General features: G+C 41.8%; 17 protein-coding genes and 1 pseudogene. 5 read left to right on the top strand and 13 right to left on the bottom strand.

The genetic code is table 11. The annotated features are described in order from the left end of the window. Positions 1 to 328 (bottom strand): annotated as a pseudogene (locus IQ246_RS24495) (ISAzo13 family transposase); the annotation flags it as partial. A 126-nt stretch (positions 329 to 454) separates the two neighbouring features. After that, positions 455 to 1,054 (bottom strand): hypothetical protein, encoded by a 600-nt coding sequence (locus tag IQ246_RS24490; protein ID WP_194005927.1) that lies wholly within the window; start codon positions 1,052 to 1,054, stop codon positions 455 to 457. A gap of 75 nt (positions 1,055 to 1,129) precedes the next feature. Between IQ246_RS24490 and IQ246_RS24485 the strand changes: the two genes are divergently transcribed. After that, complete coding sequence (locus IQ246_RS24485) at positions 1,130 to 1,924, top strand: hypothetical protein (RefSeq protein ID WP_194005926.1); 795 nt, start codon at positions 1,130 to 1,132, stop codon at positions 1,922 to 1,924. A gap of 10 nt (positions 1,925 to 1,934) precedes the next feature. After that, the gene (locus tag IQ246_RS24480) at positions 1,935 to 2,357 is read left to right on the top strand and encodes a DUF488 domain-containing protein (RefSeq protein WP_194005925.1); all 423 of its coding nucleotides are present in this window, start codon (positions 1,935 to 1,937) and stop codon (positions 2,355 to 2,357) included. A gap of 251 nt (positions 2,358 to 2,608) precedes the next feature. Here IQ246_RS24480 and IQ246_RS24475 read toward each other — a convergent pair whose 3' ends face one another. The 5 genes from IQ246_RS24475 to IQ246_RS24455 form a co-directional block, all read right to left on the bottom strand. Continuing rightward, positions 2,609 to 3,076: a DUF1392 family protein gene (locus IQ246_RS24475; protein WP_194005924.1), complete on the bottom strand. Its 468-nt coding sequence runs from the start codon at positions 3,074 to 3,076 to the stop codon at positions 2,609 to 2,611. Then, complete coding sequence (locus tag IQ246_RS24470) at positions 3,073 to 4,194, bottom strand: DNA cytosine methyltransferase (protein ID WP_194005923.1); 1,122 nt, start codon at positions 4,192 to 4,194, stop codon at positions 3,073 to 3,075. The genes IQ246_RS24475 and IQ246_RS24470 overlap by 4 nt, the downstream gene beginning before the upstream one ends. Beyond that, positions 4,191 to 4,745 carry a hypothetical protein gene (locus IQ246_RS24465; protein ID WP_194005922.1) on the bottom strand — a complete coding sequence of 185 codons (555 nt, stop codon included), beginning with the start codon at positions 4,743 to 4,745 and terminating at the stop codon, positions 4,191 to 4,193. The genes IQ246_RS24470 and IQ246_RS24465 overlap by 4 nt, the downstream gene beginning before the upstream one ends. Positions 4,746 to 5,048: 303 nt before the next feature. Then, positions 5,049 to 6,440, bottom strand: coding sequence for a DnaB-like helicase C-terminal domain-containing protein (locus IQ246_RS24460; RefSeq protein ID WP_194005921.1), 1,392 nt, complete (start codon positions 6,438 to 6,440; stop codon positions 5,049 to 5,051). Positions 6,441 to 6,521: 81 nt separating this feature from the next. After that, the gene (locus IQ246_RS24455; protein WP_194005920.1) at positions 6,522 to 7,799 is read right to left on the bottom strand and encodes a helix-turn-helix domain-containing protein; all 1,278 of its coding nucleotides are present in this window, start codon (positions 7,797 to 7,799) and stop codon (positions 6,522 to 6,524) included. A 221-nt stretch (positions 7,800 to 8,020) separates the two neighbouring features. Between IQ246_RS24455 and IQ246_RS24450 the strand changes: the two genes are divergently transcribed. After that, positions 8,021 to 8,230 (top strand): helix-turn-helix transcriptional regulator, encoded by a 210-nt coding sequence (locus IQ246_RS24450; RefSeq protein ID WP_339379196.1) that lies wholly within the window; start codon positions 8,021 to 8,023, stop codon positions 8,228 to 8,230. 18 nt (positions 8,231 to 8,248) lie between these two features. Further along, positions 8,249 to 8,398: a hypothetical protein gene (locus IQ246_RS24445; RefSeq protein ID WP_194005918.1), complete on the top strand. Its 150-nt coding sequence runs from the start codon at positions 8,249 to 8,251 to the stop codon at positions 8,396 to 8,398. 116 nt (positions 8,399 to 8,514) lie between these two features. On the opposite strand, the gene IQ246_RS24440 is transcribed toward IQ246_RS24445, so the two are convergent. The 6 genes from IQ246_RS24440 to IQ246_RS24415 all read right to left on the bottom strand — a co-directional run bounded on the left by IQ246_RS24440 (position 8,515) and on the right by IQ246_RS24415 (position 12,535). Further along, positions 8,515 to 9,309 (bottom strand): DUF5131 family protein, encoded by a 795-nt coding sequence (locus IQ246_RS24440; RefSeq protein ID WP_194005917.1) that lies wholly within the window; start codon positions 9,307 to 9,309, stop codon positions 8,515 to 8,517. A gap of 42 nt (positions 9,310 to 9,351) precedes the next feature. Continuing rightward, complete coding sequence (locus tag IQ246_RS24435) at positions 9,352 to 10,032, bottom strand: SAM-dependent DNA methyltransferase (RefSeq protein WP_194005916.1); 681 nt, start codon at positions 10,030 to 10,032, stop codon at positions 9,352 to 9,354. Continuing rightward, the gene (locus tag IQ246_RS24430) at positions 10,029 to 10,556 is read right to left on the bottom strand and encodes an HAD-IIIA family hydrolase (RefSeq protein WP_208492285.1); all 528 of its coding nucleotides are present in this window, start codon (positions 10,554 to 10,556) and stop codon (positions 10,029 to 10,031) included. Before IQ246_RS24430 ends, IQ246_RS24435 begins: the two co-directional genes overlap by 4 nt. A gap of 309 nt (positions 10,557 to 10,865) precedes the next feature. Continuing rightward, positions 10,866 to 11,048: a hypothetical protein gene (locus IQ246_RS24425; protein ID WP_194005915.1), complete on the bottom strand. Its 183-nt coding sequence runs from the start codon at positions 11,046 to 11,048 to the stop codon at positions 10,866 to 10,868. Positions 11,049 to 11,172: 124 nt separating this feature from the next. Then, entirely contained in the window at positions 11,173 to 12,093 is a 921-nt protein-coding gene (locus IQ246_RS24420; RefSeq protein ID WP_194005914.1) for a hypothetical protein, read from the bottom strand. A 136-nt stretch (positions 12,094 to 12,229) separates the two neighbouring features. Then, complete coding sequence (locus tag IQ246_RS24415; protein ID WP_194005913.1) at positions 12,230 to 12,535, bottom strand: helix-turn-helix transcriptional regulator; 306 nt, start codon at positions 12,533 to 12,535, stop codon at positions 12,230 to 12,232. 627 nt (positions 12,536 to 13,162) lie between these two features. Here IQ246_RS24415 and IQ246_RS24410 point away from each other — a divergent pair. Continuing rightward, the coding region (locus tag IQ246_RS24410; protein WP_194005912.1) for a hypothetical protein at positions 13,163 to 13,359 on the top strand (197 nt) is incomplete at its 3' end.

The following is a 13,359-nucleotide window of genomic DNA, read 5'->3' as shown; positions in this document are numbered from 1 at the left end:
TATACAATCTTTCACTTTTAAAAGTTGGATCTATCTGACTTTGAGGGTCTACTAAATTTTTGATATCCTCTAAGAGATTTGGTAAATGTTCTTCAGATTTTTTTCGTCCTCGTCCTGAATAGTTATCTACACAAGTAATCCCAGTGGTTAATTCTTTAATTCCTTTATTAATGGTTATTCGATTCCATCCTAATTCTAATTCTGCAATCGTTATTCCTCTGTTTCCTAATTTCAAAACTGTTTGCGCGATAAATTTACGCTTTTCTACACCCTTTAATTGACGTGCAGTTTCCTTCAACAACTCTTTTAACGGATCGTTTAATTCTATGAACACCTCAAACACCTAAAAATCGAACCATCTTTGAATTTACTAGAAAAAATAGGGGTAGGGAAGGGGTCAGCCGATAGCTGACCCCTTCCCTACCCCCTATCCGTATGAGAATAATAATGATTCCTATACGGAGACATTTCTATATTTTATTTTCTGGAAGTCCCTAACTCTCATCTGTACTGCTTCATCAGTCCACTGCTTGCACTGGTCATAAACTTGGCGCAAATTTGCACCATACAGCGCTTCACAACTACGGCGATATTGGTTAAAGCTATCTAAATATTTGTCACTCAGACTTGGGTGACGCAACTGTTGCCCAATGACTAAAGCCTGTACGGGACTCCAGCGTTTGTAATATTGTCCGAAGGAATTTATCTCGCGGTGCTGTTCTTGAACAAGAGATACCTGATAGTACCCACACGAAGCGCGGGAGCAAACAACAGGATAACCCGACTCGCGGCATTTCTCAATCAGACTCAAAACCTGGGGCGAATATGTTGCGCTCTGGGTTATTTTCGCGCCTGGGATGAGTGTCAGATGTGGCTTTTGAGAAGTACCGATTTCTCCACCCCACTGTTCCGCTAGGTACTCTTGTACTATTCCTCCCACCTGATAGCGGTGGCAGAAATCCCCAGTCTTTTCAAAGCAGCACAGGGTAATATCTGCGCTCGATTGCTGCTGTTTGCGTACCCATAGATCAATCAGCTGTTGCCGACTTTGCAATATCTCTTAAAATATCAATAACTTTGCAAATTTAATTTGCAAACCATGAATAACTTTTAATTACAATCAAAATATATGCAAGGTAAAAAAGTCTTGATTGCCACTAAAACTTACCCATCAATTAGCACTAAATATAGGGAAACAGTTTGTACAGCAGGAATTTTATTGAGTGAAGATGAAAAGCCACAGCAATGGATTCGGATATATCCTATCCCCTTTAGGTACATGGACTATGATAAGCGCTATCCTAGATGGTCTATTATTAGGGCTGAAATAAGCAAAGATGAAAAAGATTCTAGACTGGAGAGCTTTCGGGCTAATCATTCAACCATAGAAATTATTAGAAAAATTAATACCTCAAACAATTGGCAAGAGAGAAAATCATTACTATTACCGCTTAAGTTTGACTCAATTAAACAAATAAAAGAACAGAATAAGTCATTAGGAATAATTAAACCCCAAAGGATAAAAAGATATTACTGTAAGCCAACCGAACGCGAATGGCAGCCCAAGCAACAAGCAGTATTAGACCAACTTGATTTGTTTGAAGAATCGATTGATCTAGAAAAAATTCCTTACCAATTTGGGTATGAGTTTACTGATGAGGCAGGAGATCAACATAAATGTTCTATAAGTGATTGGGAAATCATGCAATTATATAGAAGCTGTAGGGATAATTCTCAAGCAAGTAATTTATTAGCAAAAGAACAAGAATCTTTAAATAAAGTCAAACAAAAGTTAGAGGGTTTTATTGTAGATAATGATTTACATTTTATAGTTGGTAATTTAAAAAATCATAGAAATTCGTTTATGATTATTGGATTATTTTACCCAAAACTAGTACAATTAGAACAATTAAGTTTGTTTTAAAATGTGAAAAATGAATTATAAAGCTGAAAACATAGAGCCATTAATTTTGACATTTGGGTATGGAAATCGTAAAAATTATGACGAGTTTTTAAAATACCTAGAAATGTTTCATGTCAACTGTGTTGTTGATGTACGTTCCTCGCCTCGCGCTTGGACTAAAAAGTGGTATGGAACAGCAATTGACAAACTTTGTAATTCCATAAATGTTAAGTATATTCCTCAAACTGCATTAGGTAACACATCTGGAGATAAAAATTGGATTCCTCCTAATCAAGAAGAAGCAAGGTTGGCATTATTGGAAATTGCTCAAATTGGGGAAAAAGAAACTGTTCTTTTACTATGTGCAGAATTACAAAGTGCAAAATGCCATCGGGTATCTGTTGCAAATCAATTACATGAACTTACAGGCATTGCGGTCAAACATCTAGAGTAATTTTGCTTACATCTGATCGGTAATATGTGCGCTTAATAGTGCCAGCGTAGTGTGAAGTATAAATGAAAAAGCAGGGGAGCATTTGTGCAGAGAGCAGGGGGAAAAATCACGCCACTTGCGGGTGAGGTTTCAACCAACTCTTAAAAGGAGCAAGGGAGCTTTCACGCCACTTGCGGGTGAGGTTTGTACCTTTAGTTCCCCCTGCCCCCTCCCCCAGCAAGACTGCCTCTTATCAAAAAGCCCTAATTGTCTCATATAGATACCCTCACCAAATCAGTATCTGTAACCCAAGCTCGGCGATCGCCTGATGCAATCAATTTCCCATCACACTCGCACAATTCGGGAGAGGCCCACTCGACGGTGTAAGCCCAAAAGTCGTCTATCCTATGAATACCTTGGACAATACGAAGCTTGCTAAAATCTCGATTGCAGCGAAATACGACTCTTTCTCCCAGCGCAAATACAGGCCTGTCTATGCCTAATTCTAGTTTTCCTGTACCAATGAGTTGTGATGCTGATGTATAAACCACTTCATCATTAAGGGCAACAGCGTAGTTCCATTCTTGCTGCAACCATTCTACCCCGCAGCAGTAGCCGAATGATTTAGTGGTGGTGACATACACTCTTTCCAATAAGTTAACGGACAAAAGCGGGATTTCTTTACCCCAGGGTGGTGAAAGATACCAGCATTCTTCCAAGGTATAAACGAGGTTAATCATGTGAAAGCTCCAATAATTTGTTCTAAAAGTTTTTGCATCAACAAACAAGGAATTGCATTGCCAATGCCGCGAACATCAACAGAGTTTTTACCACTCCACTGATACGAATCAGGAAAAGTTTGTAATCGGGCTAATGCTTTTGTATTCAGTCGTCGCACGTCTGCTTGTGATAGGACTGCATCGATAAAGGAGGAGCGATTGCACCCCTTACCATCACTACCGAGTCCAGCCTTGATAGTCCAGCTTGGTTGTTGGTGAGAGCGTACTTTTTTGTTGTCGTCGTACCCCCCAACTCGCTCAACTAATAAGGCTTTAGCTTGAGAATTACATCCCAAAGTGAAACTGGGCTGATCAGACTCACGACATTTATAAGTATTTTGCACCGACGTGCTATTTTGTTGATCAACCAGCTGCGTTTTCCATCCGTGCTTTTGAATCGCACAAAGTTGTTTTTGGGTTAGTGTTGATGGTTCAAGAGTCGGTAGCAAATCGTATATAGCCTCGTACCAACCAATCCATTTATGCTTAGGTAGTTCTTGAAATAGGGATATCTGACCAACAGGATTTTGTTCATGTATTGTTGTTATGGTGGGCAATGGTAATCCCTGACGCGTGAAAATAGAAATAAAACGCTCTCTCGACTGCGGCACTCCAAAATCAGCTGCATTTAGCAGCAAAGGCAGACATTTATAGCCCAGCGATCGCAGATGCTTTTCAAAATCTATGTATACCCGACTATATCTATAGGCCCGGACATTCTCTAGAATCACTATATCTGGTTGCCAAACTTCAAAATGATGAAAAGTGGCATAAAGCAAGTCAGCACGAGTACTATTTTTCGCGCTCTTATTGGCCACAGAATAATCTTGGCAAGGAGGCGAAACTTGGACAATCAGCAATTGATTTGTAGTGAGGCTCCTGCCCAGTAGTGGAAGTTCCACTTTGTAGGGATTGAGTGTGGTAATATCCTCAACCAAGACTTGTCCAACATTAGTACGATAGAGTTCTGCAATTGGTGGGTCAATTTCGATACCTAATGTATCGCATCCTACGGCTTTTGCACCGAGGCTAGATCCACCAGCACCAGAGCAAATTGATAAGAAGAAGGGCTTATTCATACTTGTGCCCCAAAGATTTTGTTTTGAGCTTCTTCTAAAGCAGTGACGAGTGTTGGTGCTTCAATTTCGATAACTGTTGTTTGCTGCTTTCCCTTTGGAATATAGGCAACTTGGACTTTGACAATTGAATCGATTCTAGGGGAATAAAGTATGGAAACGGATACTCCTAACTTTCGGAACTGATCGATTAATTCTGTCTCAGATATGTTCATGCGGCTAATTCGGAGTCCTATTTTATCCACCGATGGGTATGGCAAACCAGCTTCAGTAAACACAATTTCAGGGATTCCGTAGTAGCGAGGACTTTCTTTAAAATCTCCGATATCTCCTGATTCAATTCCCTCGCAAGAATCAGAGTAAAGTTTGGTGTGTTTATAGATTGCATCTATAAATCTGCTGCAATCTAAACAACAATAAGAGTCGTTAACATCACCATCCCAAATACCAAATAAATACTCCATGTGTGTGCCAGGAGGGAATTTTTGAGCGCAACCCCAACAGCAATGAGGTTTTCTAATTTTTCGGATTGATTGGCGAATTATTGTATACATTTGTGATTTAACTCCTCTCTTTGTATTTAAAACGGCAAATCGTAACTTCTGAAAGACTTGGGGAAATTTTCTAACTCTTAAATCTTTGGATAAATCTTCAATTAGTTAATTTTTACTCATCCAATTCTATCCAACAAACTAATTGAACTTCTTTAAGATCAAAAGACTTTCCTGTGTTTTTCTTTATGTCTTCTACTAAGAATGTTTTGAATTCACTTATTGCTTTTAAATTCAACAAATTTGTTTTAAAATCACACCATCCATTGGCAGAGGTGAGCATCAGCAGCGAAAAAGGAGACTTAATTAGTAGTTGGATTTAGCTAAATTCTTAAACTGTCCAAATCTTTCATCAAACAGAAGATTGACAGTAGTTTCACTGCTAAACCGACTTTTAAGGACTGAAACTTCAAAAATCCCTTTTTGTGTGGTTTGTTTGTCGTAGTAATCTTCACGGTATAAACCCAGCATGACAGCGGCTTCTTGTTCAAATCCTCCTGACTCTCGAAAATCAGCTTTGGTAGGACGTTTTTCAGATCTAGAATCAACCTCTCTTTTCAACTGCGCTAATCCTAATACAGCGCAATTGAACTGTTTAGCGATCGCCCTCAATTGTTTTAAAATCGAATCGATTTCTTGTACACGGTTTTCCCCACGTTCACGCCGCATTGGTTCAATTAGCTGTACATAGTCAATAATCACCAAGCTGACTTCTCCACCCTGGGCAACAACATCTTGCAAATGAGCTTTGATTTGCGAGGTAGTGATGATTGGATCATCATTTAACCAAAAAGGCAGTCCCATTGCTTCGGCACAAGACTGAGCTAAAGGATTCCAGTGAGATTGATGGAGTGCATTACGTTTAAAAAGCAGGTCTGCGGGGACGAATGGCGCTGCAAGCCTTGAGAGGGTCTTTTTTACCATTTGTGAGCAAGACATCTCCAAAGCGAAATAAGCGGTTGTTAAGCCCGAAGCCGCCGCCCTTAATCCAATGTCTAACGCCCAGGTCGATTTGCCAATTCCTCCGCGACCTCCAACAACGCTTAAAGCAGCGAAGGGCAAACCGCCAATGACTGCATCAAGATCATAAAATCCTGTGGGCACACTTACCTCGATTGCATCTTCGCCACTATTAGCCAATTCAATCTCGGCGTAGACTTCGGGAATAATATCAGCCAAAAGTTTAATCCGACTTTCTTGAGTTGATTGGCGGAGTGCTAAAAGCTTTTGCTGCCCCATTTCGATGACATCAGTTGCTTTTAATTCCATTGCTGGAGCGTCCATTGCGTCTCTAAGCATTTCATTAGCAGTTTTAATCACTGCTCTTAACCGTGCTTTTTCCCGAACTAATTCTGCTAAAGCATCAACATTGAGAGCACTTACACAAGAGTCAAACAGTGACGCAAGTTTGTTTCTGCCACCAATCTGAGATAAAATTCCGTGAGATTCCAGCCAACTGGTTACAAATATCAAATCTGTGGGCTGTCCGGTGTTGTGCAATCGCACTGCCGCTTGGTAAATATCTTTGTGAGAAGTGACGTAAAAGTCCTCTGGCTGTAAGATCTTGACTACACGAGTTATAGCCTGGGGGTCAAATAAAATCCCGCCCAGCACAGCAACTTCTGCCTCTATGGATTGGGGCGGCAGGTGGTGGGGCATTGAAACTACGTTATCTGGTACAGAATCTGGTGAAAACATATTTTTTTTCTCCTATGCAGTTTTGGTCAGAAGAAGTCAGAAGTCAGAACTAACAAGAACTTTCTTGTTCTAAGCAATGATTCATCCCGCAGCTGCACGAGCTTCAATTCTGAATCCTGACTCCTGGCTCCTGTATTCTGTCTTGCTAAATCTCCGGGCTTGTCTGACCTGTGGCAGGACAGCAGAAGTTCTCAAATCGTCAGGGGCAGCGTGGGTTGTTTGTATGGCTTGTTGCCTTTGCAGGTGTTCAAGCTCAGTTTTCAATGCTTGGTGATAGCGTTGCATCAAGTTTGTCCATCCACCTTTGGTTTTCTCCCAGGTGTTGATCACAGCGACAGCATGAGTTATTTCTTGCTCCTTTGAGCGTTTAGACTTAGCCGCTAATTCTTGGGCTAGAAAGTCTACAACTATCGGGTTGAAATTTTGGTACTGGTTATTCAGCTTTCGCTCACCTGTACGCCAAGGTAATACCCAGCGGTTCCACTTGATTTTTTCCTTGACGACCAGTGGCACAAAATCATCAGCAAAGGCAGTAGGGTCTGTAATCCACGCATCAATCAGGTCTTTCACGTTCTGCGCTGTCTTGTAGGGACAGGTTAGTTGCGGCTTATTCGATTGTTCGGATTTCTCGAACGACCCCAGCGCAATAGTTGATCCTCTTGAGGGGTTATCGGTTTGTTGCAAAGACTCGGATTTATTTAACAACGAAGAATCAGATTCTAGGGTTGGTTTTTCAAGGTCAAGTTGTTCTGTTGTCAAAGCTTGTTTGCTTTCTTCACACACATACTCATGGGTGGGGGGCGCGGGTGGTGAAGCCAGGGGCGCATTACTTAGTGGGAGTACCTTAATAGGATTACCTTCTATAGGATTACCTTTGTGGACATGTGACGACCCAGGTGGGTAGACATGTGGTGTCCACCCCTGGACATGTGGTGTCTGGGGGTGGACATCTAACGACCCAGGTTGGTGGACACCAGACGACCCAGGTTGGTGGACACCAGACGACCCAGGTTGTGAAGTGTCCAAGCAATTTAAAGGCTGCCATTGTGATTTAGGAGACAGTTTGTATACTGAACTAGTACCAACTCTTGACTCTCTTGATACCAGTCCATAATGAATTAATTGACGTAAAGCTTGTTTAACCTTGCCCTCACTCATCCGGCAAAACTGCGCCATATTCTTGATTGACTCGAAAGCTCCAAGATGACCTGCTCTGCGAGCAATATGGGCATAAACTCGAAACTCGTAAGGATTTAACCCGTAATCGTCAAGCTCTGAATGGATGAATATAGGTAAGTCGTCTCTTCCATCCTCATAGCTGTGTTGCTTGCACCCTTTGCTATTACTTGATAGGCTCATGATTAGTGACTCCTATATATATGTAGGTTCGTGTCATTACAAAAGCTCCTGAATTTCGGGGCATTCATGCGATCGCAGATGTTTGCAAGACTGGGGCAATCGCATGAATCTGAGTGAGTATGTTTATATCTTAGCGCTAAATTTCTAACGGCGTCAATTTGTTAGCGCCAAGATTTTAACGCTAGAATAATGCTATGAATTAGCGCATGGGAGAAATTTTCGTGTCAAGAGTTGCACAACTGCGTAAGCAGAAAGATTTGACTCAACGCCAGCTTGCTGATTTAGTTGGTGTTGACCCCTCAACTATCCGCAATTGGGAGCGCGACAGAGGGGGTACAGAAACCTTTGTGAAGCTTGCTAAACTCTGTGAGGTATTAGGTTGCCAGCCTACTGAGCTATTTGAGATTCAGAAAATTGGTGAGGATGACTAAACGGTTAATCCTCAACTTTTGACATCTGCTAGCAAACCTTTGCTGGGAGAACGTTTGCGACAAATACGCGCCCAAATAGTTGCTTCGGGAGAGCCTTTATTAACCCAAGACGGCATAGAAAAAGAAATTGCCAGCCGTCGTGGCGGGTTGCAGGAATCAGATACATGACACCACAGTTGAACAGTTGCGTCAAATAATCCAGTGCTCGACAACCAACACCCAGCCAGAAAATTAGTGTTGTTTAATATTTGGTTTTCAAGGTTCAGCGAGTGTTAGTTTCAGTTTTAATCACGTACTAGCACAGGAAATTCTCTGATTCTTAGTTGTTCAGGAAACTCCTCAATATCCCCACCCTTCTTATCGCGGGTTTGAAATTGCTGTCCCCCAAATTTCGCATTTGCCCCCAACTGTTTGACGAATACTTTAGTGTTTGATTGTTGACATTGTTGGACAATTGAATTAATCCATTCGATGTGGCATGGTCTGGAATTTGGGCCAGATTCACCACCACAGATAACCCAGTTTGGGATTATTTTTAAGTCAATCTCTCCCAACAATGGCTCACAAGATAAAAACCGAACTACTGCGGGTATTTGTAACAGAATTGGGATACGTTTGTCTGCCGTCTGTTGATTCTCAGTTGACGTTCCCACCCAAATATTTGAGGGCAATTTATCCAGCCCACGACAAGAGAGCCATTCATCCATGCTGGATAACATAATTTCTGGACGCTTAGTGAGGATTTGAAATGTTTGCTTGGGAGCTGCGAACATTCCATCTAACATTTCGTGCTGCCAATGGCGCGGAACCCACTCGCCAAAAACATCTGTCATAGAAGCAACGAAGTGATTCTTACTTTTTCTTTGAAATCCCCATTTACGAATAGTTTCTGTATCTAATTCTAATTCTGGTGCAAGCCCTGAATAAGGTAACTTGTTCCCACCGAAGAAAGAATTTTGATTTAGCTTTTCGCTGTAGCATTTAGCGCAACCTTCGCTGACTTTTTGACACCACCAACCGCCTCCTTTGACGCGAATGATATTATCGGTTTGGTCAGTCCACTCAATGTTTGTTGACATAATTATTTCCTCACCTACCTAGACAGAAAACGGCTACGGGAGCTAATTAATGAAAGTTGTGCAGCTACCTTGCTTCCCTGGTCTAATGTCCCAGATAGCATCACAAGTTTGTCTACCGGAACGTCTAACCAGTTTTCCATTTTTCTCTACATAGGTTTGGGATGCTGGTACACCGTTAATTAGATAATCTACCCGCCCCACTATTGGGTAAATATGGTGAATGTGCGCGTTTAGTTTACTAAATGCTCTAGATCGGCTTTTGGCTTGGAAAATATCCGATGGCATTAGAAACAGCAACCGCGCGTCTGGATTAGTGAAGTTGAGCATCTGCAAGGAGCGACCGATAAATTCCATGCACTTGCTGAACGGGGGATTGGTGATCACCAAGTCAAAACCGACCCATTCTTTGTATTCTTTCAAGAAATCAGGCTCACAAGCTTTACCCAGGAAATCGTAATGTTGTATATCCCACGTCCTATCTAGTTGATGCATCAAGCCACCTACTTTAATTTGCTCCCAAACTCTGGCGTAATTAATTTCAATAGCCCACAAATCGATATGTTTTGGCAAGAACTTGATGATTTGTCCACTTCCAGAACACGGCTCTAGAATACGGCGATCGCTCTTGCACACCAGTTGGGACATAAACAGTGCAATGTTATCGGGTGTCTCCCAGTCATCATTTGTCCAGTCTGTGGTTGCTGGTAAGTTTGCAACGCTCATACACCCCTCCAATCAGCAGCCCACATAAAAGGGATATTCGCAGCGGCAGCACATTGTTCATCTTCGCTTCGATCGCCGACAAATAAACTTTCCTCTCGATTGACTTTTAAAGACATTTGGGCTACTGCTATCTCAACCATTCCGCAGTTAGGTTTGCGGCATTGTCCTTGCCACCTTTGTAAATCGTTTTCTTCAAAATTGATGGCGGCGTAACGAATGACGTTATCTGTAGTTAACCTGTAACATTGTTTACCTTCGTAATCAGGACAGAAATATATCTCTAATAGTTGAGGCAACAACTGCATCGTGTATTCCTGTTCTGCGATCGCATCCTCCAAACTTTTCTTCCCTGCGGCCACACCACCTTGATTGGTAATACCAATTATCTGGTGATTGGGGTAACGAGCGATCGCCTCTGCTACCCCAGGAATGATTTCTTGGTCTTTTGGCGCGTTAATAAATGTTGCTCCGCTTTTGGTGCGACGGACAGTTCCGTCGAGGTCGAGAAAAAGCATTTTAATCATGAGTTTTTAGCCAGCTAAAAATACTTTGTTCCATGTCGTTATAGGTAGGATCTAACTCTTTAATTCGCCGTCTGATTAAATGAGAATTCACGTTTTTATCTCTCATTAATTGTATTTCTAAGAATTGCTATTTTGGATACCATATTTAGCTCCTTGTTAATTAGTTGAATCCTGAAATTCGATATGAATTAAACCCATCTGGAATATCGATACGGGCTTCACTGGCAAGCTTTTCGACTACGGTAACGATATCTTTCATTTATCTAAGCTCCAAATTCAAAAACATTTTTCCCCTCAACATCGACTGGATTAATATTGATTAATCCGCCGCCTGCATAATTGAGAAGGAGTATTACCAAATCCTTTGTATTGCATATCTTTTCCCCTCAAGGTAGAATTTGCCTTTTTTGTAAAAGTCTTAATTTTTGATGATTCGGCGATCGCTCTACTTGCCCAATGACCAATGCCTAATGACCAATGCCTAATGACCAATGCCTAATGACCAATGACCAATGCCTAATGACCAATGCCTAATGACCAATGACCAATGCCTAATGACCAATGACCAATGCCCAATGCCCAATGCCCAATGACCAATGACCGATGACCAATGTCCTCAAGCGGTAACTAAAGATTTTCTACTGAATGCCCCCGCCTGTTTTAGCGCTGCACTAGGGCTTGGATGTGCGAAAAACTCTTCCACAGCTTTGGTCAACCCTGCGGCGACAACTGGGTCATGGCAAGGATAAACATAAACATCCTGCTGAGTACCGTTAACCAGACGATTTTCCTGACGTGAACCTAACTGCGGGTAAAATGTGCGAACCCATGTTCCAAGGTGGACGCGATAGTGAGGGCCACTGATCGGGACTTTCTTTCCCAGTTCGCTTTCTGCAAAGTTGACCACGCCTAACCACTTCTCTTGTGTACCGGTTAGGGCTTGTCTGTTATGGTCAGCAAACAGGTTGGCAGCGTAATCCGTCATCTGCTGTTCCATGTATGGGCTAAGCTTTTGCCCTGTGATCTCGGTGAGGGTCTTCATCGCCTCTACAAGAGTTTTCAGGCGCTGCTCGACTGGGGGAAGGGTGGGTATGAGATTATGAGTAATAATTGGTACAGATGCAACCAAATCTAAAATGATGGTTCGTACTTGGGCTGCTATCTCTGATTGCTGCAAGAGCATTGCAATTCTTAATGTCCCAAGAGCCGAAAAAACTCTGACTTGGGATGTCTTAGATGGTAGACAGAGCTTCTGTCGAGCATCGCGTAAGTCTTTCCCTGAAAGGATTTGGCTTTCCTCAGCCCTAAACTCTTCGTGGTTAACTCTGTACAGTTCCTTGATAGCTGATTCCGAAACCTCAAAGTATTCTGCGATCTGTGCAGTAGTGGCCCAACCACTACCACTCCATACAGCGAAAATTATTGCCTTAGCCTTGGAGAGAATGGATAAGGCTTTGTCGCCAGAGAAATCTTTTAAAGCCGAAGTCCTCAGCGTTCTCGACTCCAGCAACACGGACTGATTTAAAGGTAAACTCATAGTGTTCCTAGGTAATAGGACAGGCGATCGCTGACTTTCGAGGGTGGGCGATCGCTTCGATTTTCATCAAAGCAAGTTAAATTTACGGTGTAATCTGTGAATCTTATTTGCTTGCTTGTGTCTGTTAATACTTAACCTAATCCTCTCGCCTTTCTACTCTTACGATTAGATCGCCGACTTCACAATCGAAAAAGCTACACAGAACACCAAGCGTATCTGAGTCATATCGCTTAGTAGTGTTTTCGCATAAACCTCTAATAGATGCACTAGTCAATCCGGTTGCTAAAGACAAAGCGTGCCGTGTCATTTCCTTAACATCTAATAATTCCTGCAATTTGCACTTCGTTGTGTATTTTGCTTGTTGCACAGCTTTCCTCTCATCTCTAGGCGTGTACTGGGGAGGAGGAGCTTTTTTCTTCATAATTATCAAAGTAGTAATCATTCATTACTCCCCTATTGTCGATTACTTCTTTAATCATATAATATATTTAACGATTAATCGCATAATCGACTATAAATTTTTCAGCTATTACCGGGCAAAAACATCGAACAAAATTGATGATTAAACGTCTTTACTATTAAGCGTTTAATCGCTATTATTAATCATAAGGGAGGAAACGAGCGCCAGCCTCCCAGCTAAATATAGAGGTGCTTTAATACTGAACCTTGAAAGAAACGGAACAGAAGCAAAACCCCCCAGGTAGTGAGAGTAGTGGATAGTCAAAGCTGCTAACGCGAGATAAGGGGTGGAGTGGTTCTTAATAAAAAGTTCCCGCATCGGTACGACAGTTGCTTTCAACGCCAGTCAGCGCTAACTGTCGCCTGATTCTAAGTATGCTGCTGCGGGAAGCTCCGGCCACTGGCTATAGGAGCAATTAAGAAAAGCTGCGCTTAAATTTTTTGAGAGAGCGTTGTGCTAAACCACAACGTTTTCGCGTTTGAATTCACGAATTGTTTACAGCAAAGCTGTGAAGAAGTGAGATTTGTAAATCGTGTCCAAATTAAAAGGCGATCGCTGCCCTGAGAAAGTATGCGATCGCCAATTTATCAAATTAAACAGGAGGAAACCATGTTTTCAGTGAAATTTCCAACCAAAGCTTTTCATGAAGATGTTTTTGGTTTTAGCGTAATCGCAGAAAAAGAGTTCATTCTTGAACTAAATCTATCTTCTTTAGATCCACTTCAGAGATATGCCGATGAAAAGAAGCTTTCTTTGGCTTTGAAAATTTCAAATCATTTAAAATATTACTACGAGAATACAATGGA

Source organism: aff. Roholtiella sp. LEGE 12411 (assembly GCF_015206995.1).
Classification (GTDB): Bacteria; Cyanobacteriota; Cyanobacteriia; order Cyanobacteriales; family Nostocaceae; genus Komarekiella.
The sequence above is the reverse complement of the archived record's forward strand: the minus strand, read 5'-3'. Positions and strand labels throughout refer to the sequence as shown.

Excerpts from the sequence above, each read along its gene's own strand:
- IQ246_RS24460 (WP_194005921.1), bottom strand. The coding sequence starts at position 6,440 with ATGTTTTCACCAGATTCTGTACCAGATAACGTAGTTTCAATGCCCCAC.
- IQ246_RS24470 (WP_194005923.1), bottom strand. The coding sequence starts at position 4,194 with ATGAATAAGCCCTTCTTCTTATCAATTTGCTCTGGTGCTGGTGGATCT.
- IQ246_RS24475 (WP_194005924.1), bottom strand. The coding sequence starts at position 3,076 with ATGATTAACCTCGTTTATACCTTGGAAGAATGCTGGTATCTTTCACCA.
- IQ246_RS24415 (WP_194005913.1), bottom strand. The coding sequence starts at position 12,535 with ATGATTACTACTTTGATAATTATGAAGAAAAAAGCTCCTCCTCCCCAG.
- IQ246_RS24440 (WP_194005917.1), bottom strand. The coding sequence starts at position 9,309 with ATGTCAACAAACATTGAGTGGACTGACCAAACCGATAATATCATTCGC.
- IQ246_RS24420 (WP_194005914.1), bottom strand. The coding sequence starts at position 12,093 with ATGAGTTTACCTTTAAATCAGTCCGTGTTGCTGGAGTCGAGAACGCTG.
- IQ246_RS24465 (WP_194005922.1), bottom strand. The coding sequence starts at position 4,745 with ATGTATACAATAATTCGCCAATCAATCCGAAAAATTAGAAAACCTCAT.
- IQ246_RS24485 (WP_194005926.1), top strand. The coding sequence starts at position 1,130 with ATGCAAGGTAAAAAAGTCTTGATTGCCACTAAAACTTACCCATCAATT.
- IQ246_RS24435 (WP_194005916.1), bottom strand. The coding sequence starts at position 10,032 with ATGAGCGTTGCAAACTTACCAGCAACCACAGACTGGACAAATGATGAC.
- IQ246_RS24430 (WP_208492285.1), bottom strand. The coding sequence starts at position 10,556 with ATGATTAAAATGCTTTTTCTCGACCTCGACGGAACTGTCCGTCGCACC.
- IQ246_RS24480 (WP_194005925.1), top strand. The coding sequence starts at position 1,935 with ATGAATTATAAAGCTGAAAACATAGAGCCATTAATTTTGACATTTGGG.
- IQ246_RS24455 (WP_194005920.1), bottom strand. The coding sequence starts at position 7,799 with ATGAGCCTATCAAGTAATAGCAAAGGGTGCAAGCAACACAGCTATGAG.